At 52.9% G+C, this 22759-nt stretch carries 18 protein-coding genes; 15 read left to right on the top strand and 3 right to left on the bottom strand.

Annotated elements, in window-relative coordinates; genetic code table 11:
• The first annotated feature begins 17 nt into the window (after positions 1-17).
• The 6 genes from ruvA (at position 18) to yajC (ending at position 6887) form a co-directional block, all read left to right on the top strand.
• Complete coding sequence (ruvA, locus tag DQG23_RS07855) at positions 18-650, top strand: Holliday junction branch migration protein RuvA (RefSeq protein WP_113030263.1); 633 nt, start codon at positions 18-20, stop codon at positions 648-650.
• Positions 651-668: 18 nt separating this feature from the next.
• On the top strand, positions 669-1679 hold the full coding sequence (ruvB, locus tag DQG23_RS07850; protein WP_113030262.1) for a Holliday junction branch migration DNA helicase RuvB: 1011 nt from the start codon (positions 669-671) through the stop codon (positions 1677-1679).
• A gap of 210 nt (positions 1680-1889) precedes the next feature.
• Positions 1890-4007 (top strand): SpoIID/LytB domain-containing protein, encoded by a 2118-nt coding sequence (locus DQG23_RS07845; RefSeq protein WP_113030261.1) that lies wholly within the window; start codon positions 1890-1892, stop codon positions 4005-4007.
• Positions 4008-4013: 6 nt separating this feature from the next.
• Positions 4014-5135, top strand: a complete 1122-nt coding sequence (gene queA, locus DQG23_RS07840; RefSeq protein ID WP_113030260.1) for a tRNA preQ1(34) S-adenosylmethionine ribosyltransferase-isomerase QueA — start codon at positions 4014-4016, stop codon at positions 5133-5135.
• A gap of 97 nt (positions 5136-5232) precedes the next feature.
• Positions 5233-6369, top strand: coding sequence for a tRNA guanosine(34) transglycosylase Tgt (gene tgt, locus DQG23_RS07835; RefSeq protein ID WP_113030476.1), 1137 nt, complete (start codon positions 5233-5235; stop codon positions 6367-6369).
• A 146-nt stretch (positions 6370-6515) separates the two neighbouring features.
• Positions 6516-6887 carry a preprotein translocase subunit YajC gene (gene yajC / locus DQG23_RS07830; RefSeq protein ID WP_113030259.1) on the top strand — a complete coding sequence of 124 codons (372 nt, stop codon included), beginning with the start codon at positions 6516-6518 and terminating at the stop codon, positions 6885-6887.
• 328 nt (positions 6888-7215) lie between these two features.
• Here yajC and DQG23_RS07825 read toward each other — a convergent pair whose 3' ends face one another.
• Together DQG23_RS07825 and DQG23_RS07820 are read right to left on the bottom strand one after the other, a co-directional pair.
• Positions 7216-8052 carry a phosphatase PAP2 family protein gene (locus DQG23_RS07825; RefSeq protein ID WP_113030258.1) on the bottom strand — a complete coding sequence of 279 codons (837 nt, stop codon included), beginning with the start codon at positions 8050-8052 and terminating at the stop codon, positions 7216-7218.
• 89 nt (positions 8053-8141) lie between these two features.
• Positions 8142-8531 carry a TIGR04086 family membrane protein gene (locus DQG23_RS07820; protein WP_113030257.1) on the bottom strand — a complete coding sequence of 130 codons (390 nt, stop codon included), beginning with the start codon at positions 8529-8531 and terminating at the stop codon, positions 8142-8144.
• 177 nt (positions 8532-8708) lie between these two features.
• Here DQG23_RS07820 and DQG23_RS07815 point away from each other — a divergent pair, with 177 nt between their 5' ends.
• Entirely contained in the window at positions 8709-10019 is a 1311-nt protein-coding gene (locus tag DQG23_RS07815) for an ArsB/NhaD family transporter (RefSeq protein ID WP_192894561.1), read from the top strand.
• 187 nt (positions 10020-10206) lie between these two features.
• Positions 10207-10890 (top strand): DUF421 domain-containing protein, encoded by a 684-nt coding sequence (locus DQG23_RS07810; protein ID WP_113030256.1) that lies wholly within the window; start codon positions 10207-10209, stop codon positions 10888-10890.
• Positions 10891-10915: 25 nt separating this feature from the next.
• Here the strand turns inward: DQG23_RS07810 and spoVB are convergent, their stop codons facing one another.
• Positions 10916-12487, bottom strand: coding sequence for a stage V sporulation protein B (spoVB, locus tag DQG23_RS07805; RefSeq protein WP_113030255.1), 1572 nt, complete (start codon positions 12485-12487; stop codon positions 10916-10918).
• A 211-nt stretch (positions 12488-12698) separates the two neighbouring features.
• Between spoVB and DQG23_RS43575 the strand changes: the two genes are divergently transcribed.
• From DQG23_RS43575 to DQG23_RS07770, 7 genes are all read left to right on the top strand, one after another.
• On the top strand, positions 12699-13079 hold the full coding sequence (locus DQG23_RS43575) for a post-transcriptional regulator (RefSeq protein WP_337589392.1): 381 nt from the start codon (positions 12699-12701) through the stop codon (positions 13077-13079).
• Positions 13080-13373: 294 nt separating this feature from the next.
• Positions 13374-14603: a protein translocase subunit SecD gene (gene secD / locus DQG23_RS07795; RefSeq protein ID WP_113030254.1), complete on the top strand. Its 1230-nt coding sequence runs from the start codon at positions 13374-13376 to the stop codon at positions 14601-14603.
• Positions 14593-15501: a protein translocase subunit SecF gene (secF, locus tag DQG23_RS07790; protein ID WP_113030253.1), complete on the top strand. Its 909-nt coding sequence runs from the start codon at positions 14593-14595 to the stop codon at positions 15499-15501. Before secD ends, secF begins: the two co-directional genes overlap by 11 nt.
• A 91-nt stretch (positions 15502-15592) precedes the next feature.
• Positions 15593-16546 carry a cation diffusion facilitator family transporter gene (locus DQG23_RS07785; protein ID WP_113030252.1) on the top strand — a complete coding sequence of 318 codons (954 nt, stop codon included), beginning with the start codon at positions 15593-15595 and terminating at the stop codon, positions 16544-16546.
• 268 nt (positions 16547-16814) lie between these two features.
• Positions 16815-19244, top strand: a complete 2430-nt coding sequence (gene recJ, locus DQG23_RS07780; protein WP_113030251.1) for a single-stranded-DNA-specific exonuclease RecJ — start codon at positions 16815-16817, stop codon at positions 19242-19244.
• Entirely contained in the window at positions 19241-19753 is a 513-nt protein-coding gene (locus DQG23_RS07775) for an adenine phosphoribosyltransferase (protein WP_113030250.1), read from the top strand. Before recJ ends, DQG23_RS07775 begins: the two co-directional genes overlap by 4 nt.
• Positions 19754-20537: 784 nt before the next feature.
• Positions 20538-22724 (top strand): RelA/SpoT family protein, encoded by a 2187-nt coding sequence (locus DQG23_RS07770; protein WP_113030249.1) that lies wholly within the window; start codon positions 20538-20540, stop codon positions 22722-22724.
• Positions 22725-22759: the final 35 nt, after the last annotated feature.

Raw genomic sequence — 22759 nt, 5'->3', positions numbered from 1 at the left:
AGGAAGGGAGTACGAACATGATCGACTTTTTGCGAGGCCAGCTGGCCCACCGGGAATCGGAATACGTCGTGCTGGACGTGAACGGCGTCGGCTATCGGGTATTTTGTCCGAATCCATATGCGGTCGGCGCGAATGGGGATGCTGCTCCCGTCACGATGTTTATCCATCATCACGTCCGCGAGGACGCCATCCTGCTGTTCGGCTTTTTGAGCCGCGAGGAGCAGGCATTGTTCCGCAAGCTGCTGGACGTTTCGGGAATCGGCCCCAAGGTGGCCCTCGGCATTTTGTCGGCGGGACGGCCGGAAGCGGTCATTTCGGCGATTTATCAAGAAAATATCGCATTTCTGACGCGGCTGCCGGGAATCGGCAAGAAGACCGCTCAGCGCATTATTTTGGATATGAAGGATAAGCTGGCGGATTTGCCTGTGGGCGGTCTGATTCCTGTAGCGGCGGCATTTGCGACCGAGAAAGAGATGGCGGAGGGGCAGGGCGGCGGCGCCTGGAAGGAAGCCAAAATGGCGCTTGTCGCGCTGGGCTACAGCGAGACCGAGATAGACCGCGTTTGGCCGGCGGTACGGGATAAGGCTACCGGCTTGGAAAAGCCGGATACGTTTGTCAAGCTTGCGCTGCAGGCGCTTTTTAGAGGGTAACGGACAAGGAGGACGATTATGGAAGACCGCATCATTTCGGCTCAGTTGATGGTGGAAGACCAAGCCGCCGAGCTTAGCCTTCGTCCGCGTTTATTATCGGAATATATCGGCCAGTCTAAGGCCAAGGAAAACCTTAAGGTGTTTATCGAAGCGGCCAAGCAGCGCCGCGAGGCACTCGATCACGTGCTGCTGTACGGCCCTCCGGGGCTTGGCAAAACGACGCTGTCGAATATCATCGCCAACGAGCTCGGCGTCAACATCCGCACGACCTCCGGCCCTGCGATCGAACGGCCCGGCGATTTGGCTGCGCTGCTGACGAATCTGCAGGAAGGCGACGTGCTGTTTATCGACGAAATACACCGGCTTCACCGTACGGTGGAAGAGGTGCTTTATCCGGCGATGGAGGATTTCGCGCTCGACATCATGATCGGCAAGGGGCCGAGCGCCCGTTCGGTGCGCTTGGACCTGCCTAAATTTACGCTGATCGGCGCAACGACGCGCGCAGGACTGCTTTCCGCCCCGCTGCGCGATCGGTTCGGCGTCGTAAGCCGGCTGGAATACTATACAATAGATGAATTAACTTATATCGTCAGCCGGACCTCGGAAATTTTGCAGGTGCCTATCGTGGGGGAAGCGGCGCAGGAAATCGGCATGCGCTCGCGGGGGACGCCGCGTATCGCAAACCGGTTGCTAAAGCGGGTCCGCGATTTCGCGCAAATTCAAGGCGACGGCATTATTACCGAAGCGATAGCCGGTACGGCATTGGAGCAAATCCAAGTCGACAAGCTGGGCCTCGACCTCATCGATCATAAAATGATTCATTCGATCATTACGAGCTTTCAAGGAGGGCCGGTAGGACTCGAGACGATTGCCGCGACGATCGGCGAAGAAAGCCAAACGATCGAGGACGTATACGAGCCGTATTTGCTCCAAATCGGCTTCCTGCAAAGAACGCCGCGCGGCCGGATGGTGACGCCGCTCGCCTATCGCCATCTGGGCTATGAGCCGCCGAAGCGCGGGGACAATTGAAATTCTTTTCGTTTTGCACCGGAACTTTCGTAACATGCAGGCGTCTTTACTGCTAGTGCGAGTTTTAAATGGCTGCTTTTCAGAACCGAAAAGGGTGGATGTAAGCAAGTTTCGATGTCGAATAAACCCTCCGTTCTACTTCGTTATCAAAAGTGGGCTTTTAAAACAACCTCTGCTAGCGACAACATGTGAGGGGGGAATACGTTAGCGATGAACAAACGTAATAAACGGCGTCTGATCGCCGGTTTGGCCATATCGATGTTAACGGCGGCGGTGCCGTTTCAGCAGCCGATGCCGGTTCACGCGGATGCCGGATCGAGCGCTTTGACACTGGATACGATCCGGGTAGCTTTGTTTTTGGATAACGGGAAATATAGGGCTTCCAAGCCGATTGCGACACTATCTTCCGACAAAGGGTTAACGGCAGGCCTTACATACCCTTCGGCATTCATACCTTGGCTGGGCGGGGATACTTTGCAAACCGTTCGGCTAAGCGCCGATCAGTACGGGTTTACGGCGCTTGAGACGGAAGATGCGGCTAAAGCAGGAGCGTTGACGGACAAGCTGCAGAAAATGGGTTATGCCGTATCGACGTGGAAACGGACCCGGCAAGGGAAGGCCGTGTACCAAGTGTCGGCAGGCGCTTATCCTACGAAGGATAAAGCGGCGACAGCGATGTTCGAGCTTATGAAAAATGCCGAAATCTCCAAGCTTTCCGCGGCTCCGTCGCTTACCGGTCCTTTATATTTGTCGGCAGGCGTATTCGTAAGCGAGCCGGAGGCCGCCGCCAAGCAAGCCTCGCTCGCGGCAGCGGGAGTCGATTCGGAGCTCGTTTATACGGAAGACGGCAAAGGCGGAGCGGCATACGCCGTTTGGATAGGCGGAGAAGCCGATGCGGATCGTTTGAATGCCAGACAGCAGCTTGCCGTCAAAGCCGTTCCGGATCTCGCCCTTCAGCCGGCTGACGCTAAAGCCGCTTATCTGGTGAAGCGGGAGGATGTTTCGTCAGGGGCGGGCAAGCCGTCCGTCATCCATTTGCAGTTCAGCGATAACGGACGGAAGATCACGATCGTCCCGAAGCAAGGCGAAATCAAGGTAGCCGAAAAATCCGGCCGGACCTATCGCGGGACGATGGAAGCAAGCGTTTATAACGGACAGCTGGCTTTAATCAACGAGCTGCCGTTCGAGCAATATTTGTACTCGGTCGTAACCGCCGAGATGGGCAAAGGCTGGCCGGCGGAAGCGCTGAAGGCGCAAGCGGTCACGGCTCGCTCCTACGCCCTGAAGCAGGGCAATAAATACGAAATCGCCCATGTCAGCGATTCCACCGTGGATCAGGCTTATTACGGCGAAGAAGCCGCGGACGTCATGCAAGCCGTCGATGCGACGCGGGGGGAAGTGCTGGTCGGTCCCGACGGAGCGGTAGTGATGCCGTATTTTTCCGCGAATGCAGGCGGGAAGACGTCTGAGCCGACGGAGGTTTGGGGCAATCCGGTTTCGTATATCCAAAGCGTAACGAGCCCTGACGAGGGTGCAGCCAAAGGCCGCGTGCCTTGGTATCAAGTTGCATTGGCGGACGGCTCGATCGGCTACGTGAATTCGGCACTTGTCCGCGATACCGGATCGGTAAATGCTGCGGGCTTGACGATTATGGAGCCGACGGAGAACGGCGTAAACATACGTTCGGCGCCGACGACCGACAATGCCAACGGTCCGGTTACCGGCACGCTGAATATGAAGGACAAAGTGACGGTCATCCGCAAAGTGGAGGATTCGAACTCGTATCAATGGCAGCGCGGCCCGTTCAAGGCTGCGGAGCTGCGAGACAAGATCAATTCGGTCGTACCTAAAGCCGTTACCGGCGATTTACGGCAGCTTGAAGTTACGAAGCGGGGCGAATCCGGGCGCGCGGCGGAAGTGAAGGCGAACGGGCAAGCCATCAACGTTCCATATGGCGATACGTTTCGATCCGCATTTATGAGCTTGCCGAGTACGAAGTTTGAAATTGAAGAAACGGGAAGTTATACTATATTGGGAGCGGGCGGGGCATCCCGTACGCTGCCTGAAGCAGGCGGAACGCTATATGTGACCGGAAGCGCCGCATCCGGCAAACAGACGGCGTTGACCCAGGAACAGTGGGTGGCCGTGGGGAAAGACGGGCAAGCCCGCGTATTGACCAAGGAGACGATGTTTACGTTTACCGGGCAAGGGAACGGTCACGGACTCGGCATGTCCCAATGGGGAGCGCGAGGGCTAGCAGAACAAGGGTATGACTATAAACGCATTTTGCAATACTACTATACAGGTCTCAAAATAGGTAAGGACTGAAAACGGATGGACGTCGAATTGTTTGATTTCGAGCTGCCGGAGCGGCTCATCGCGCAAACGCCGCTTGCCGATCGGCTGCAATCGCGTTTGCTAACGCTGGATAAATCTACCGGTGCAATCGGGCACCGGCAGTTTTCCGATCTTATTCAATATTTACAAGCCGGGGACGTGCTCGTGTTGAACGACACGCGGGTCATTCCAGCCCGGCTTTTTGGCGTAAAATCGGATACGGGCTCCAAAGCGGAAATATTGCTGTTAAAAGCGCTGGGCGACGATCGTTGGGAAGCGCTGGTCAAACCCGGCAAAAGGCTTAAGAAAGGCGCAACCGTATCTTTCGGCATACGCGGGAACGAAACGATCGGCGGTGCAGGTGCTTCCTCGTCCGCTAGCGAAGCTTCGGTAAACGAAGAGCCGCTTTTGAAAGCCTTTATTGAAGAAGAAGGCGAAATGGGAATACGCGTGCTTCGTTTTACGTACAAGGGCATTTTTAATGAAATTCTCGACCGGCTCGGACAGATGCCGCTGCCGCCTTATATCAAAGAACAGCTTCCTGCCGACGAGAAGGAACGCTATCAAACGGTATATGCCAGAAACGAGGGCTCTGCCGCCGCACCGACGGCAGGACTTCATTTTACGGAGCCGTATCTGCGCGAAATTGCCGCTAAAGGTGTCGAGATTGCTTATGTAACGCTGCATGTCGGGCTAGGAACGTTTCGTCCCGTAGCCGTGGAACGCGTCGAAGAGCATACGATGCACGAGGAATATTTTCATGTGCCGCAGGAAACGGCGGATGCCGTAAACCGGGCGAAATCCGCCGGACGGCGCGTAATCGCAATCGGCACGACCTCCGCCAGAACGCTGGAGACGGCGGCGCGGATAAGCGAAGCGGACGGGCTGCGGCCGGGAACGCTGAAGCCATGCGACGGATGGACGGGCATTTTTATTTATCCGGGCGTGAAGCTTCTGGCGGTAGATGCTCTTCTTACCAATTTCCATTTGCCGAAATCGACTTTGCTGATGCTGATCAGCGCGATTGCAGGGCGGGAATCGGTGCTGAAGGCCTATCGTGAAGCGGTCGAGCAGGAATACCGGTTTTTCAGCTTCGGCGATGCGATGTTTATTTATTGAGATACGGCTCGCGCCAAGGGTCGAATCCGCATGTTACATCTTTGCCGGAGGCTTGGTTTCGTATTTATTTTCATTATGTTAAAGGATGCGATTGTTTGTGGCAGCAGTTACGTATGAGTTATTAAAGGTATGCAAGCAGAGCGGCGCGCGGCTCGGACGCGTTCATACCCCGCATGGCGTTATCGAAACGCCGGCGTTTATGCCGGTCGGCACGCAGGCTACGGTTAAAACGATGAGTCCGGAAGAATTGAAGCAGATGGATGCGCACATTATTTTGAGCAATACGTACCATCTGTTTCTTCGCCCGGGGCATGACCTGGTGAAACGGGCCGGCGGCCTTCATAAATTTATGAATTGGGACCGCCCGATTCTGACCGACAGCGGAGGGTTTCAAGTATTCAGCTTGAGCGACATCCGCAAAATACGCGAAGAAGGCGTCGAGTTTCGTTCGCATTTGAACGGCGATAAGCTGTTTATTTCTCCGGAGAAGGCGATGGAGATTCAGAATGCGCTGGGCTCCGACATTATGATGGCCTTTGACGAATGTGCGCCTTATCCGGCGGAGTACGACTATGTCAAGCAGTCGCTGGAGCGGACTTCCCGCTGGGCGGAGCGCTGCCTGCAAAGCCATGCCCGACCGCATGATCAGGGACTTTTTGCAATCGTTCAGGGCGGCATGTATGCCGATTTGCGGAAACAAAGCGCTGCCGATTTGACTTCCCTTGATTTCCCGGGGTATGCTATTGGTGGATTGAGCGTAGGCGAACCGAAGCATCTGATGTACGAGGTGCTTGAAACTACTGTGCCGCTTCTTCCCGGAGGCAAGCCGCGTTACTTGATGGGCGTAGGCTCGCCGGACGCTTTGGTGGAAGGTTCGATCCGCGGCATCGATATGTTCGATTGCGTACTGCCTACGCGTATTGCGCGCAACGGCACATGCATGACCAGCGAAGGCAGACTTGTCATCCGCAATGCGAAGCATATGGAAGACTTCGGTCCGCTGGATCCGAATTGCAGCTGCTACACATGCACCAACTACTCCCGCGCTTATATCAGACATCTGATTAAGGCCGATGAAACGTTCGGGATCCGGTTAACGACCTATCATAATCTTCATTTCCTGCTGGAGCTGATGCGCGGCGTTCGTCAAGCGATTCGCGAAGACCGTCTGCTCGATTTCCGGGACGAATTTTTCGATAAGTACGGCATGGAGGCGAACGGCAAAGGGTTCTGACGCAAACCGTCAGTTCTCGTCTGTCCTTTCGCGCAAACGCATTCAGAACGGGATCCGATAGCGAAAATTCAAAAACTTGAAACCGTTGTTCTCTCTTTACGTATAAGTATAAGTTGAGTTGATTCTAAGGAAGGGAGGGAAACCTCATGTTATATTTAGCTGATGCCGCGGGCGAGAGTTCACCGAACATGCTTTTATCGCTGTGGCCGCTAGCTTTGATGTTCGTCGTGCTTTACTTCCTGCTTATTCGCCCCCAGCAAAAACGTCAAAAGACGCGTAACGCCATGCTGAACCAGGTGAAAAAAGGGGACAAGGTCGTAACGATCGGCGGTTTGCACGGAACGATTATCGAGATTACCGACGATATCGTCGTGCTGCGCGTTAATGACGCGACGAAAATGACGTTTGACCGCTCGGCGATCAATTCGGTTTCGCAAGCGAGCGCTTCTGTTGCAACCGAGGAGAAGAAAAGCGAAGAGAAAAAAGCGGATAAAGCCGCTGGCGTCGAAAAAGATTAGATTCATCGAAGGATACATAGGCAATGACCCAAAGAACGACCGGTTTCCGTTAAGGAGATCGTTCGTTCTTTTTGTTGTTTATGCAAGTGGCTTCCTACAGATCCTTTTAACCTGTATGATTTTTCGAATAGAATGATCGGAGATTCACGAAAACGATGAATTCTATATGATGTTTCGCGAAGAAGTAACGAAATTAACGCAAAGTGACGAATTGTATATGATAATTCGCATAGATTCGAACAATCAGGGAGATATGCTTTCTAAGATTAAAAAAAAGCAGGCCGCTTCGCCTGCTTAGTGTCATGGCCCCAGTTCGTCGGGACTTTAGTTATTTGCCGAAATGTCTTTCTTTCTCGTAGCCCATGAAAGCGCCGATCAGCGAACGGCCTTCGCTTATGCGAAGCGCCATGCGCGATGCGAATATGCCGAGCAGCAATCCTCCGCCCATATCGGTCAGCCAGTGGACGCCAAGGTAAAAAATCGAGAAGATGATGAAAACGGCGCTGATAAGGGTAAACCATCGCCAAAACTTGTTGTTCGATTTCATCGCAATAACCGCCATCGAAACGGAGATCGACGTATGCAGGCTCGGGAAGCAATTGTCCAGGCCGGACAAAGGGCGATAATCGGTTTCAAAGGTCGGAAAAACGTTCGTCATCAGCAGCTGAACATCCGGATGATAGGACCAAACCTCGTTTACCGGAAAAAATAAGTAAAACGGTATAGCGATCATGTAGTTGAACATTAAAGCGTAACAAATCGAGTAGAACAACGTGTATTGTTTTCTATAGGTATAAAGACCGATAGATACGACCATCAGGGTCGGAAATATTACGACATAAAAAAAGGTCGAAATATAAGTCAATATGTCGTTCTGGAAGTAGTGCTGAATGAAAGGCACGATATCGCCTTCCAAACGGTGAACGGCCGATGTAAAATCGGTTTGATACGTCATACTGTCCTCAATCATCTGCTCAATTTTGTTGAAAACGAGTATGGCGATCATCGCTGCAAAATGAAATAAGTATTTGCGGTTCGTAAATATTTCCTGGACGAACGACCCCGCAACAAGAAGCGGATTATTGCGCATCGATACCAGCAACAATACGATTGTCGTCGCTACGATGGCTATCGTCACGGTATTCATCGATTGGAATACAAACATCGAACGTTTCCTCCTAAATTATGGTCGGAAAGGAACGGCAAAGAAATAGCTATGACAGTATACCATAATTTCAGAAGAAAGGTGAAATGTTATTTTGATGCGTTTACGCCAAGTATTCCGCCTATAACGCCCGATCCGAAAGCTGTGCCGAGAAACTTAACCGATTGCAAATCGATACCTTGATCGAAGCTAAGAAAAGCAATTATAAATATAATAACAGCATACAGGACGCCCAGCAAACCGCCATGGTACCAGCCTTTGTTTTTTGCACGCTTTCCGCTGACAAAACCGCCTATTAGAAGGGATCCTGCATGAATGATGTAGGCGAACGAAGGAAGCGATTCTTCTTTTTGATCCGTCAGCATAAGGATGAATGAAGTGACGAGCGTCGCTAAGCCCATTGCGATAAAAGCGTAGACCAATCCCCTTATAAGCGGCGATCCTATGCGCACTTGGGAGACTTTGTTCATTGCATTCATAATCGGTCCCTCCAGGAATCATTTTCGTTTGGACAAATTCTATCACCATTTTATGGTCAAGCCGTGTAAAATAGTACTGTGCCGGCATAATATCGCAACCGTTTCGGGGACAAGGCGTAATAAGGTATGGTTTTCTGGCAAGCGATTGGAACGTTCTATGGAAAGGAAGTGCGAAATATGGAAATAGCTTCACAAGCGGCAACTTGGCAGGTGGTCAGCGCTGCAGTCATTTTTCTCGTAAGTTATGCCGTCATCATTACCGATAAAATCAACCGGGCGATCATTGCCTTGGCAGGCGCCTTGCTTTTGATCCTATTGGGTATCGCCGATATGAAAATGGCCTACAGTCATTATATCGAATGGCAAACGATTTTCTTGCTCGTCGGCATGATGCTGCTTGTCGGCATCGTAAATAAAAGCGGTATTTTCCAATACATAGCGATCAAGTCCGCACAAATAGCCAAAGGAGAGCCTATCCGCATCTTGCTGATGCTGTCGCTCGTGACGGCCGTCGGATCGGCGTTTATGGACAATGTTACGACGGTGCTGCTGATGGTGCCGGTTACTTTCACGATTACTCGCGTGCTGAAGCTGAATCCGATTCCGTATTTGATTTCGGAAATACTCGCCGCCAACATCGGCGGTACGGCAACGCTGATCGGTTCTCCGCCAAACATGATGATCGGTACGGCGACGCATCTCGATTTCAACGATTTCCTCCTCAACCTTGCGCCGGTTGCCGTCGTTATTTTGGCCGTTACGCTGCTTTTTCTTCGCTTATGGTACGGTGCGCAGCTGCGAATCGCCGATAAACAAAAAGCGGAATTGATGACAATCGACGCGGGAGGCTGCATCAAAAACAAAGCGCTCGCCATAAAATCGCTTATCGTCCTCGGCCTGACGCTGCTTGGCTTCTTGCTGCACAGCGCGATTCAAGTAGAAGCGGCGGTTGTGGCGATTGCCGGCGCGACGCTGCTCATGCTGATCAGTGTCAAAGATATAAAGGCTGAGGATGTGTTTCACTCGGTTGAATGGGTTACGGTGTTGTTCTTCGCAGGGCTCTTCGTACTTGTCGGCGGTCTGACCGAAACGGGCATTATCGGTAAAATCACGACCTCGCTGCTGGAAATGACGGAGGCGAACATTCCATTTATCGCCATGATCGTTCTGTGGGTGTCGGGGATCGCCTCAGCTACGGTTGACAATATCCCGTTCGTAGCGTCGATGATTCCGATGATCAAGGATATCGGCGTACAATTAGGGGTTCAGGATGAAGCATTGGATCCGATTTGGTGGTCGCTTGCGTTAGGCGCGTCTCTGGGGGGGAACGGAACGCTGATCGGCGCATCGGCGAACATGATTGCGGCAGGTATGGCTGGGAAGGAAGGAAAGCCGCTTTCTTTCGCCGCGTTTTTGAAAATAGGCTTACCGGTTACGCTTATCTCCTTGGCGATTTCCACGATTTACGTTTCCTTTATTCTCATGTAAAAATGGCGTTTGCCAGCAATTGAGCAATTCCGTTTCCGTATGAGGAACGGTCTGGGCGGTCAGAATACCCATGAACGATCAAGAACGGCCTTCTTCGCCAAGCGGCGGTCCGTGCTTTCGGGCCGGTCCGGACCGCTGTGGCGAAGCGGGCCTTCTTTTCCCGATGAGGGCAGCAGGGAGGGCGTCAATGGAAGTATGGAGCCTTTTTTTTCGAACATTGCTGACTTACTTTATCGTGTTTATGGTTATGAGGCTGATGGGCAAACGGGAGATCGGCAAGCTGTCCGTATTCGATCTTGTCATCTTCATCATGATCGCGGAAATCGCCGTATTCGTTATCGAGGATATTCATAAGCCGCTTACGTACGGGATCGTTCCGATCCTGACGTTGATGCTGACGCAGATCGGGCTGGCCATGCTGGCGCTGCGCAGTCAGCGCATCCGCAGCCTGTTTGACGGCAAGCCGAGCTTCCTGATCAAAAACGGGCAGCTGGACCGTGAAGAAATGAAGCGGCAAAGGTACAATCTGGACGATTTGATGCAGCAGCTGCGGCAAAACCGCGTAATCGACGTAGCGGATGTCGAATTTGCGATACTGGAATCCTCGGGCAAGCTGACGGTTCTCGAGAAGAAACGCAACGAAGAACAACAACCAATTGCCGGAGCGCCGAATGCATTCCGATTTACAGGGCTGCCGCTGGCTTTGATTATGGACGGCAAGGTGCAGGACGAAAACTTGGAGAAGATCGGACAAACCCGGTTTTGGCTCAAAAATCAGCTGCAGCCGCTTGGCGTGTCCGATTTCAAAGACGTGTTTTTTTGCTCGATCGACCATCGGGGCAAGCTTTTTGTCGATAAGAAGAGGAAGTAGCCTGTTCCTTGGGGGGAACAGGCTTTTACAGTTTTTTGCCGATCCACGGAATGCGGCGTAGATCGTATAGATCGATCAGCTTGAACCAGGCCATGCACAGCAAGTAAACGGCGATGCCCAAGCCTGCCGATACCCCGAAGCGCAGTGCGGCATTGTCCGTCCAATCGGCGCGCATGACGGCATAGCTGGTGAGTCCCATTACGAGGATGGCGGCCCCAAGCTTGTAAAATTCGGAAGGCGGCAGCGAAAGCTTAATGAGCTTGGACACGCTGTTCCAGTGCAGGATCGTCACGACGACGATATTGATATTGATTGCGATGACGGCGCCCAAAATACCGAGGTTCGGCTTGCTGGCGAGCAAGCTGATCAGCAGCAGCTTCAGCGCGGAGCCGACGAACGTATTGACGAGCGCCGTGCCGGGTTTGTCTAGCGCCTGCAGGGCGGCCTGCAGAGGGGCTTGGACATACATGAACAGCGCGATCGGAGCCATCATTTTCAGCATCGAGCCGATTTCCGTATTTTTGTACAAATAATAGCAAACCGGATCCGCAAGGACATACATAATAACCGCGAACGGCGCTCCCGTAACGAGAGCAAGCCGAATGGACTGATGCATTCTTTTGTGAATCGTCTTCATATCGTTATTCGCGGCCGCCTCGGATAAAGACGGAATGAGCGATACCGACAGCGAGTAGGTCAATGCGCTCGGCAAAAGAAGCACCGGAATGATCATGCCTTGCAGCATGCCGTATTGCGCGGTAGCGACGGCTGCGGCTACGCCGGCAATCGCTAGGCTGTGGGCGATGAAAATCGATTCGAGCAAATAAGACGTCGAGCCGACAAGCCTGCTTGCAGTCACCGGCAGGGCGATGCGGATAAGTCTTTTGAGCAATGGCGCATCGGGCGAGCCGGAGGCGGCTTTCGGTTCCGTTTGCGGCTTGCCCTTCTTTTTGTAAGCATTGCGGCTGAAATAGTAGTGGAAAAGGATGACGGCCATCCCGCAAAGCTCGCCGATCGTAACGCCGATCATCGCGCCTGCCGCGGCGAATTCGATTCCATACGGCAGCATCCAGTACGCGAACAACAGCATGCCGAAAATACGGACGACCGTTTCGGATACTTGCGACGAGGCGGTCGGGATCATATTTTGCCGGCCTTGAAAATAACCGCGTATGACGGCTGTAACGGAAACGAGCAAAATGATCGGACTCATGCACAGAAACGTGTAATAAACGCGCGGATCCGTCATCAGGTGAGTCGTAATCCATTTGGCGGAAATCATGGAGCAGACCGTGAAAAACAACCCCAGGCTTGTGGAAAGGATTAGCGATCGCTTTAAAATGCGTTTAACCTTCGCTTCGTCGCCATCCGAGTCCGCCTCCGCAACCAATTTGGCAACGGCTAGCGGAATGCCCCCGGTAATAATCGTAATAATAAAAATGAGAAAAGGATATCCGAGCTGATAAATGCCTACTCCCTCCGGACCGATGACGCGAGGGAGCGCGATGCGAGGTACGAAGCCCAAAATCCGGTTCACGACACCGGCCAATAAAAGGATCACAGTTCCTGTTATGAACGACTGCTTCAATTTGCTCACGTCTCTACCTTCTTCCTATGCAAGGGTGGTCTTGTACAACAATATGCGGCTCGTGGCCAAGCTCATGCTACATTTTTGCCGAAGCGCGATGATAGGCTTGTTAGGGCGGAATAGAGGATTTGCCGATAAGCGGCGTACAGGAAGGAATTACCGCCGTGCGCAGCGAATACATAACCGATCGGCATTTCGATAGAGGGGGCGCATAACCGCCATGGACGACACCCGCGAACCGCAAGACAGCTTGCCCTTCTGGGAGCTTGCACAAAAAGAAGTGAAACCTGAAGCAACGGAACGATTGCAGATTCCGTTCGGTCGTCCGATCGAGAACCAGACGCCGGAAGAAGAAGAGCGGCTTGGCGAAGAGCAGATGACCGTCGCGCTTGAAAACCTGTGCATCAGCAAAGCGGCGGAAATTCGATCGCTTGGCTATGAAAGCGTGACATGGCGCGATGTATGGGCATGCGTCACCGATAAATACAAAAAGAAAGGAACGCCGCCGCTGCATCAGGTCGTTAACGACATTATGTCGCTCAAATCGACTCAATTCATGAACTGGATGACGATGCGCATATACAAGGACGGCTCCTTTTAGTCATTAGGGGAGCTTTTTTTCTGTTTTACGAGGAGCTTCCATGAAAGCTGATCCTTGACCGGTCAATAGCTGCATCCGCCGATCCAATTAATGGTTCGTGGCTATGCAAGCAACGTGTTAACCGTATACAGGTTGAACGGGCTGTATTAAAGACTTTTCGGTTTGCAGGCGCCTGCTTATCCTGCTCTCCGGAGGGCGTCTGGGACGTAATTGCAGATTTTGTCGTAAATTGACTCGTTTTTGGCACGTGAGTATAATAGGAATATTGAGTATGGAAGGGAGACAAGCAGCGGAATGAATGCCAAAAGGTTCGTCGCATTTTTGCTGATCGTGGTTTTAACATTGGGCGCGGTCGCTATTACGAGTCCTCATTTAGTGAAACAGATTAGACTCGGCTTGGATTTAAAGGGCGGTTTCGAGATTTTATACGTTGCCACGCCGATAGACGAGAACGGAACGGTAACGAAAGCGTCTTTGAAGGAAACGGCAAGAAGCTTGCAGAAACGTATCGACAAACAGGGGATTGCGGAGCCGGACATTACGACCGAAGGCGAAGACCGCATCCGGGTACGGATCGCGGGCGTGACCGACGAAGAAAAGGTGCGCGAAACGCTGAAGAAGCCGGCTAACCTCCTGTTTAAAGGACCGGACGGCACGGTCGAGCTCGACGGGCGCGATTTCGTTCCGGGCGGGGCGACTGTACAATACGACAACAACCAGCCGATCGTTGCGATCAAGCTGCAAAGCGCGGAAAAATTCGGCGAAGTGACGAAAAAGCTTCTTGGCAGCTCGCTGGGTATCTACTTGGATGACGAAATGATTTCGAATCCGCGTATCGATACGGTCATCAATCAAGACACGGCGGTCATTACGGGGCGCTTTACGTTCGAAGAAGCGAACAATCTCGCCAACACGATCAACCTGGGCGCGCTGCCGCTTAACCTGACCGAGAAATATACGCAAAGCGTAGGCGCTTCGCTGGGACAATTGTCGCTCGATCAGACGGTTAAAGCGGGGATCATCGCTTCGGTCATTATTTTGGCGTTCATGCTTATTTTCTATAGATTGCCGGGGGTAGTCGCCAGCATTACGATCGTTACGTACGTATGGCTTCTGCTGCTCGCGTTCTACCTGATGAAAGCGACGCTTACCCTGCCGGGTATTGCCGCCTTCGTTCTGGGGGTCGGAATGGCGGTCGACGCGAACATCATCATGTACGAGCGGATTAAAGAGGAAATTCGAAGCGGCAAAAGCTTGCTTTCGTCGCTGCGCGCCGGCTCCAAGCACTCGTTCCGGACGATCATGGATGCCAACATTACGAACATCATCGCGAGCGGCGTTTTGTACACGTTCGGCAACGGGGGTATTCGCGGCTTTGCATTGACGGCGATCATGAGTACGATCATCAGTATCATTACGAACATCTTTTTCTCAAGATTGCTTATCCATTTGCTAATTCGCAGCAATTTGTTTACGAAACCGGCGTATTATGGAGTAAAGGAGGCAGAAATTCGTGAACTCTAAAATTCACTTTGACTTCGTCAAACACCGCAATAAATTTTTTGCCTTCTCCATTCTGGTCACGATCGTAGGCATCATTACGCTGATTGCGGCGGGCATGCATTTCGGGGTTGACTTTAAAGCAGGTACGACAATAGACGCGAGCCTCGGCCAATCTACCGAAAAACAGCAGGTGGAGAAGCTGGTGTCGGACGAAGGCTTCGAAGGATACGTCGTGACGATGGGCGCAAACAACGAACGTACTTCCGTTCGCTTCGATGAAATTCTTGGCGATGCCGATATCAAAAAGATCCAAACCGCTCTGACGGCAAAATACGGCGATAAAGTATCCACCGAGGTCAATACGGTGTCGGCGGATATGGCGACCGAAATGGGCGTCAAGGCCATTTACGCGGTTCTTATCGCAGCCGCAGCGATTTGCATATACGTGACGATCCGTTTCGAATGGCGCTTCGCGATTGCGGCAATCATTGCGATCTTATACGATGCATTTTTCGTCGTGGCGATGTTCGCGATTTTCCGGTTTGAAGTCGATTTGCCGTTTCTGGCTGCGGTACTCACAACGATCGGTTATTCGATCAACGATAAAATCGTTATTTTCGACCGTGTCCGTGAAAACATGCGCTTTGCGAAGCTGCGGACGGATAACGATCTGGCCGATTTAATCAACCACAGTATTTGGCAAACGATGGCACGGAACGTTTATACCGTCCTTACGGTATTGATCGCTGCCGTATGTTTGATGATTTTCGGCAGCGAATCGATCAAACTATTTGCTCTTGCCAAAGTATTCGGTCTTACGAGCGGCGCGTATTCTTCCGTATGTATCGCGACCGCGCTTTGGTTCCTGCTTAGAAGAAACAAACTCGGCGCAACCAAGAAGGTTGCCGCCGCCAAGTAGCGGAACTTCCCGCATCCATTTCCGTGCGCCGCGAAAGGCAAGTTTTCGCGGCGTTTGTTTCATCACCTTTTTGAAATGAGGAGTGGCCTAGTTGTCTGAACAGCGTTTTGTCAAAGCGGAGTTTGCCGCATGGGTCGGCATCGTTGCCAACCTGCTGTTGGCGATAATGAAGGGGGTCGTCGGCTGGCTGGCGAACAGTAAAGCGCTATTGGCCGATGCGGCCAATTCGGCGACCGACGTCGTCGGCTCCGTCGCCGTTTTGTTCGGCTTTCGCGCAGCGAAGCTACCTCCGGATGAAGATCATCCTTACGGGCATGGCAAAGCGGAAACGATCGCTGCGATTGTCGTCTCCGTATTGGTGCTGCTGGTCGGCTTTGAAATCGGCATCAGCTCGATAAAGACGATGATTTCGGGTATCGAGAGCCCTCCGGAATGGTTCGCGCTTGCCGCGATAATAGCGGCGATCGTCGTGAAGGAGCTGTTGTACCGTTACAATTACCGGCTCGGGAAGCAGCTTAACAGCCAAGCGCTAATTGCAAGCGCATGGGACCATCGTACGGACGTTTATTCGTCGCTGGCCGTATTTGCAGGCGTATTCGGCGCCCGCATGGGCAGCGCATTTGAGATGCCGATCCTTTACTATATGGATCCGCTGGCAGGACTTTTCGTCGCCTTCCTCGTGCTTCGTACCGGCTACAAGTTAATAAGGGAATCGATTCATGCGACGATGGATCACGTTCTTCACAAAGAAGATGCGGAAGAGCTCGTGAAGACCGTCCAACGTGTCAAAGGGGTCATTGCAGTCGATAATCTGCGTGCCCGGGAGCACGGCCATTATGTTGTCGTAGATGTGAAAATAAGCGTCAATCCGCGAATATCGGTTATGGAAGGACATGATATCGGGAAAGCGGTTAAGCAGCAGCTAATGAAACGATTTATTCATGTGTCCGACGTTTTCATCCATGTCAATCCTTACGACCCGGGCTATCCGTACAAAGCGAACGTGGATCCCGATCATGACGATTTTCCGTCGCTGTTGCACTAATAAAACAATGTTGTCCTTAGGGCATGTCTGAAAACCCACTCAGGGTCATCTTTCACCGCCTTTTCGCCCCCTGCTTCGTTCCGTTTGCGAAGGCCGACCCCCGGTACGCCTTCCCAAACGCGCCTTGCATGGAACGAAAATTCGGCAAAATCTGGTCCCCTCGGAGTCATCAGACATGCCCTAATCGGATACCGCTTGAAAAGGAATCCTCCTTCGTTAAGAATGTCTCATTTTTAACGAAGGGGGATTTAGGAGGTTTGGTTACCATATGCTTCATGCAAAAGCCAGATGGCAAATCAGCGAGAACGACGAAAGTACGGCAGGGCAATTGGCGGAAGCTCTAAAGCTTGAGCCGCTCATCGCCAAGCTGCTGGTCGTACGCGGAATCGATACCGTAGAACAGGCGAAGCTTTTTCTGCAGGCAAGCGCGGATCATGTACATGATCCTTTTCTTTTGGACGGAATGGAGGCTGCGATAGCCCGAATCCGGGCGGCGATTGCCGCAGGGGAGAAAATTCGCGTTTACGGCGATTACGATGCCGACGGTGTCAGCAGCACATCGCTCATGGTGTGGCTGCTGCGGCAGGCGGGGGCGATTCACGACTCGTACATACCGCATCGCGTTCAAGAAGGGTACGGCTTGAACAAAGCTGCGCTTGCGCTTGCCAAGGAGCAGGGGATTTCCCTGCTTATTACGGTTGACACCGGCATCAGCGCAAGAGAGGAAATCGCATTCGCATCGGAAATCGGTCTCGATGTTATCGTGACGGATCATCATGAGCCGCCTGAGCTTCTGCCGTCATGCATCGCGGTCATCAACCCGAAAAAGCCGGGCTGCCCCTATCCGTTCAAGCAGCTGGCCGGAGTAGGCGTCGCTTTCAAGCTCGCGCATGCGCTGTTGGGCCGTTTTCCCGAGGAATTGCTGGAGATGGCTGCGATCGGCACGATAGCGGATTTGATGCCCCTTGTCGACGAGAACAGGATTATCGTCAAGCTCGGGCTAGCCCGCATGCAGGATTCCGCATACGCCGGCATCCGGGCGCTTCTGGCTACGGCTGGAATCGACCCTGCCCAGGTAAACGCCACCCATGTCGGTTTTTCCATGGCACCGAGAATAAACGCCGGAGGGAGACTGGAGAGTGCGGACGAAGCCGTCCGATTGCTGGTCTCGACCGATGAGCATGAGGCGCAGCTGCTGGCGGACGGTCTTGACGTGCTTAACAAAGAGCGGCAGCGCATCGTCGAGGAAATGGTGAAAGAAGCATTGGAGCTTTTGGAGGAAAGTTCGGCTGATAATCCGAACGTGATCGTGCTTGCGAAAGAAGGTTGGAATGTCGGGGTCATCGGCATCGTCGCTTCGAAGGTGCTGGAAAAATGGTATAGGCCGACGATTATACTCGGCATCGATCCCGAGACCGGCATAGCCAAAGGCTCGGCTCGCTCCATCGCCGGCTTCGATATTTACCGGGCGTTGTCGCAGTGCGCCGACTTGTTCGATCATTTCGGCGGCCATCAAGCAGCCGCAGGCATGTCGCTGAGCGGCGGCAAGATCGCCGAACTGCGGCATAGACTGCAGGCTATCGCAGCGGAGCGGCTGACTGCAGAAGACTATTCGCCGATCATTCAGGCGGATGCCGCATGCACGATAGCGGAAATGCCGCTCGAAACGATACGCCAGTTGAACCGGCTAGCGCCGTTCGGCATGGGCAATCCGACGCCAAAATTCGTCTTCACGGGGCTTTCGGTCGGCGATAAGAAGAAGATGGGCAGGGAGCAGCAGCATTTGAAGCTCCAATTGCATCAGACGATTGAGGAAACCGCCTGTTCCGTTGAAGCGATCAGCTTCGGCCGCGGTGCGTTTGCGGAATTGATTTCTTCTGCAGCCCGGCTCGATGTCGTAGGGGAGCTGTCGATCAATGAATGGAACGGCGTGCGTAAGCCGCAGATCGTCGTGCAGGATATCCGGATTTTGGAGAAGCAGTTGTTCGATTGGCGCGGCGGCGATCTGAAACGAAAGGTTGCCGATCTGAGCAGCGCTTTGCAGGCGCTGCCCAGAAGCGGAAGCAGCCGTAAACTCGGCATCGTTCTGTTCGGCGATTCCGCCATTCCCGCCGGCTTGGCGCCGGATGCGTCGGTTTGGCGAGTATCCCGCGGCGGGACGTTGACTTACGCCTCAGGAAGCGATTCGAACTCCGGTGCTTACGAGGAGATGACGGATCTGATTTTGTTCGACATGCCGAAGCGTATCGAACAGCTGCGCCTCTCGCTTGCAGCTGCCGAGCAAGCGGAAAGGATTTTTGCCGTATTCCGGGATCCCGAGCCTGACGCGGTTTCGACCCTTCCGTCACGCGATATGTTCAAGCAGGTGTATGGCGTCATCCAGCGTCAGGGAGGATTCGAATCGTACGATGCCCAGCTGCTTGCCGCGTTCAGCAAAAGGTCGGGACTGCCGGTGCCGGCGATACGATTTATCGTGGACGTTTTCACGGAGCTTGGTTTTATTGAACGGACGGATAAGGGCATTCGCATGGTCGCGTCTCCCGGCAAAAAAGATTTGTCGGAATCGGCCGTTTATCAGGATAAGATACACCGCGAGCAAATCGATCAGGCGCTTCTGTATTCGTCGTCCCAGGAAATGAGCGATTGGGTGCGGGAGCTTCTCATACCGAATACGAACCCATTGGAGGAAGTTATATGAATTTCAAAGACTATATTCGCGTAGTCCCGGATTTTCCGCAGCCGGGCATCCGTTTTAAGGACATCACGACACTGTTGAAGAACGGGGAAGCCTACCGGGCCGCCATCGACGCGCTTCGCGATATGGTGAAGGAAAAAGAGATCGATCTTATCGCAGGCCCTGAAGCGCGCGGCTTCGTTATCGGCGCTCCGCTTGCTCTTGCTCTGGGCGTCGGGTTCGTGCCGATCCGCAAAAGCGGCAAACTGCCGGGCGATTGCATCGAGGCCTCGTATTCGCTCGAGTACGGCAAAGACAAACTGGCGATGCATCGCGATGCGATCCAGCCTGGCCAAAAGGTGCTGATCGCCGACGATCTGCTCGCGACCGGCGGCACGATCGCGACCTCGATCAACCTGATCAACCAGCTTGGCGGCGAAATCGTCGGCGCTTCGTTCCTGATCGAGTTGTCGTACTTGAACGGCCGGGAGAAGCTGAACGGACTTGATGTCGTATCGCTGGTGACGTACTAGGGGCTTCCCCTAGTACGTCATCCCCTTTACAAATCTCTTTACAATCTTAAAAGGATTTCCGACCCCTCCTAAATCCTCCCCTTCCAAGGGGAGGACCCCAAAGGGCTGCCGCCCTTTGGATACCCGCAAACAAACACGAGTAAATACTCAACGCCAGCTCCTTGATGTTTCTACCCACCGTCTCCCCGCTTTTCGTCCTTCGGACACGCTCCACTTCTGTGATTAAAAATACATGCTCGACCTTGTCGATCAGACCCAGCCCCTGGATTCACAAGTTAACCCTCGAAGATTCATTGTGGACATGCCGTGTTGAATTTGAGAGTCAAAGGACGGTTACTTTGAGCTCAAGGAACCAGGGGCGAGGCCCCTGGTTTGTTTTGGTTGAGTGAAAGTAAGCGTATCCATTATGATGCGGTAGGCAGCATGAAGAGGAAAAGAGGTACAAATGGAGTAGTAACATCGAAGAACCACAATAGTGGGCATGCACGTGTTGAGTTCGGGAGTCCAGAGGGCAGGCCCTATGGGGTCCTCCCCTTAGCGCATCGACTAGGTTGACTCGTATCGAAGCGCTGTGGAAGGGGAGTATTTAGGAGGGGGCGGAAAGCCCTTTAGGGTTTGGGGATGCTTCTAGAAGGGGTAGGAAATCTTTAAAAGCCCCTTTGAAGTGGACAAGGCTAGGGAGTCCTTGGGAAGACCTGTCAGGTCGAATTAACCCGATTCTTGACGTAGCGGCGCTAGAGCGGCATAATGGATTCAATATCGTTAGAACGGAAAGGACCGGGCAATGAGCATCGAGCAATTAATGGAGAAAGCGTCAACTTACATGAAGGAAAGCGACCTTGAGAAAATCAGGGAAGCATACGAGTTTGCCGATAAGGCGCATCTCGGCCAGGTGCGGAAGTCCGGGGAGCCGTATATTTTGCATCCGCTTGCGGTTGCCGACATATTGGTGAACATGCAAATGGACGTGACGTCGATTATGGCGGCTCTGCTTCACGATGTCGTGGAAGATACGACCGTGTCGCTGGAAGTTGTGCTGCAGCATTTCGGCGAAACGTGCGCGATGCTCGTTGACGGCCTGACGAAGCTGGAGAAGATCCGGTTCAAGACCAAGGAAGAACAGCAGAACGAAAATTATCGTAAAATGTTCGTCGCCATGGCGCAGGATATTCGCGTCATTTTGATCAAGCTGGCGGATCGCCTTCACAATATGCGCACGCTCAAATATCAGTCGGAAGAAAGCCAGCGCCGCATCGCCGACGAAACGCTCGAAATATTTTGCCCGATTGCCCATAGGCTCGGGATTTCCGCGATCAAATGGGAGATGGAAGACATCGCCCTCCGCTATTTGAATCCGCAGCAATATTATCGTATCGTAAACCTCATGCAGAAAAAACGCGCCGAGCGCGAGCAGTTTATTCAGGACGTCATTTCGAGCATCAACGAAAAAATGTCGGAAATGGGCATCGACGGGGATATTTCCGGGCGGCCCAAGCATATATACAGCATTTATAAGAAAATGACGGCGCGCAACAAGCAGTTCAACGAGATTTACGACCTGCTGGCGATCCGCGTCATCGTCGACAATATTAAGGATTGCTACGCGACGCTGGGCATTATTCATACGTTATGGAAGCCGATGCCGGGCCGTTTCAAAGACTATATCGCCATGCCGAAGGCAAACATGTACCAGTCGCTTCATACGACGGTGATCGGGCCTAACGGAGAGCCGCTCGAGGTGCAAATCCGGACGTGGGAAATGCACAAAACGTCCGAATACGGGATCGCCGCCCACTGGGCGTATAAGGAAGGCCTGGTCGTTCCGGGTGGGAAATTCGAGAACAAGATGTCGCTCTTCCGCGAAATTTTGGAGCTTCAGCACGAAGCCCGCGACGCCTCCGAATTCGTAGAATCGCTCAAAATGGATTTCTTTACGGACCTCGTTTTCGTCTTTACGCCGAAGGGCGAAGTCATCGAGCTGCCTGCAGGCTCCGTCCCGCTGGATTTTGCATACCGAATCCATACCGAGGTCGGCAACCGGACGATCGGCGCCAAGGTGAACGGGCGTATCGTACCGCTCGACTATAAGCTCAAAACAGGCGATATCGTCGAAATTTTAACGTCCAAGCACTCTTACGGACCGAGCCAGGACTGGATTAAGCTGGCTCAATCGTCGCACGCGCGGACCAAAATCAAGCAGTGGTTCAAAAAGGAACGCCGCGAGGAAAATGTAGCCAAAGGCAAGGACTCGATCGAGCGCGAGCTGAGGCGTCTTGCCATCGAGCCGTCCGCCGTTATGACCGATGAGAATATGCTTGAGGTGGCAGGCAAATTCAATTTCAACGACATTGAAGATATGCTCTCGGCTGTCGGTTTCGGCGGTATAACGGCCGCACAGATTTGCACGCGCTTGACCGACAAGCTGCGTAAAGAGCAGGCGGAGTACCCTCTCGAGCTGACGAGCGAAGTGAAAGATTTGAAGTCCGCTCCCGAGAAGGAAAGAAAAAGCCGTCCTACCCACGGCGTGCAGGTCAAAGGCGTTGAAAATTTGCTCGTTCGGTTCGCACGCTGCTGCAATCCCGTGCCTGGAGACAACATCACCGGATATATTACAAGAGGCCGCGGCGTATCGATCCACAGGCAGGATTGCACGAACATTCCGCTCATGAGCGAGGGCGAAGAAGGGAACCGCGTCATCGAGGTCGAATGGGTCGACTCCGTGGAAGCGAACTACAGCGTCGAGATCGAAATTACCGGGCATGACCGGCGCGGGCTTCTGAACGAGGTGCTGCAGGTCGTATCCGAAAGCAAGACGGTTATTTCCGCCGTTTCCGGCCGTTCGGACAAAAACAAAATGGCGATGATTCATATGACGATTTTGATCCGCAACATCGATCATTTGCAATCGGTCGTCGATAAAATCAAGCGGCTGAAGGACGTGTATTCCGTTCAGCGCATCATGCAAACTTAATTCCGGCGGCGGGGCGGGCGTTCAAGCTCCGCTGC

Origin of the sequence: Paenibacillus contaminans (genome assembly GCF_003285015.1) — a bacterium.
GTDB classification, from domain to species: Bacteria; Bacillota; Bacilli; order Paenibacillales; family NBRC-103111; genus Paenibacillus_V; species Paenibacillus_V contaminans.
Note: the sequence above shows the minus strand (reverse complement) of the source record. Positions and strands in the feature narration are given on the sequence as shown.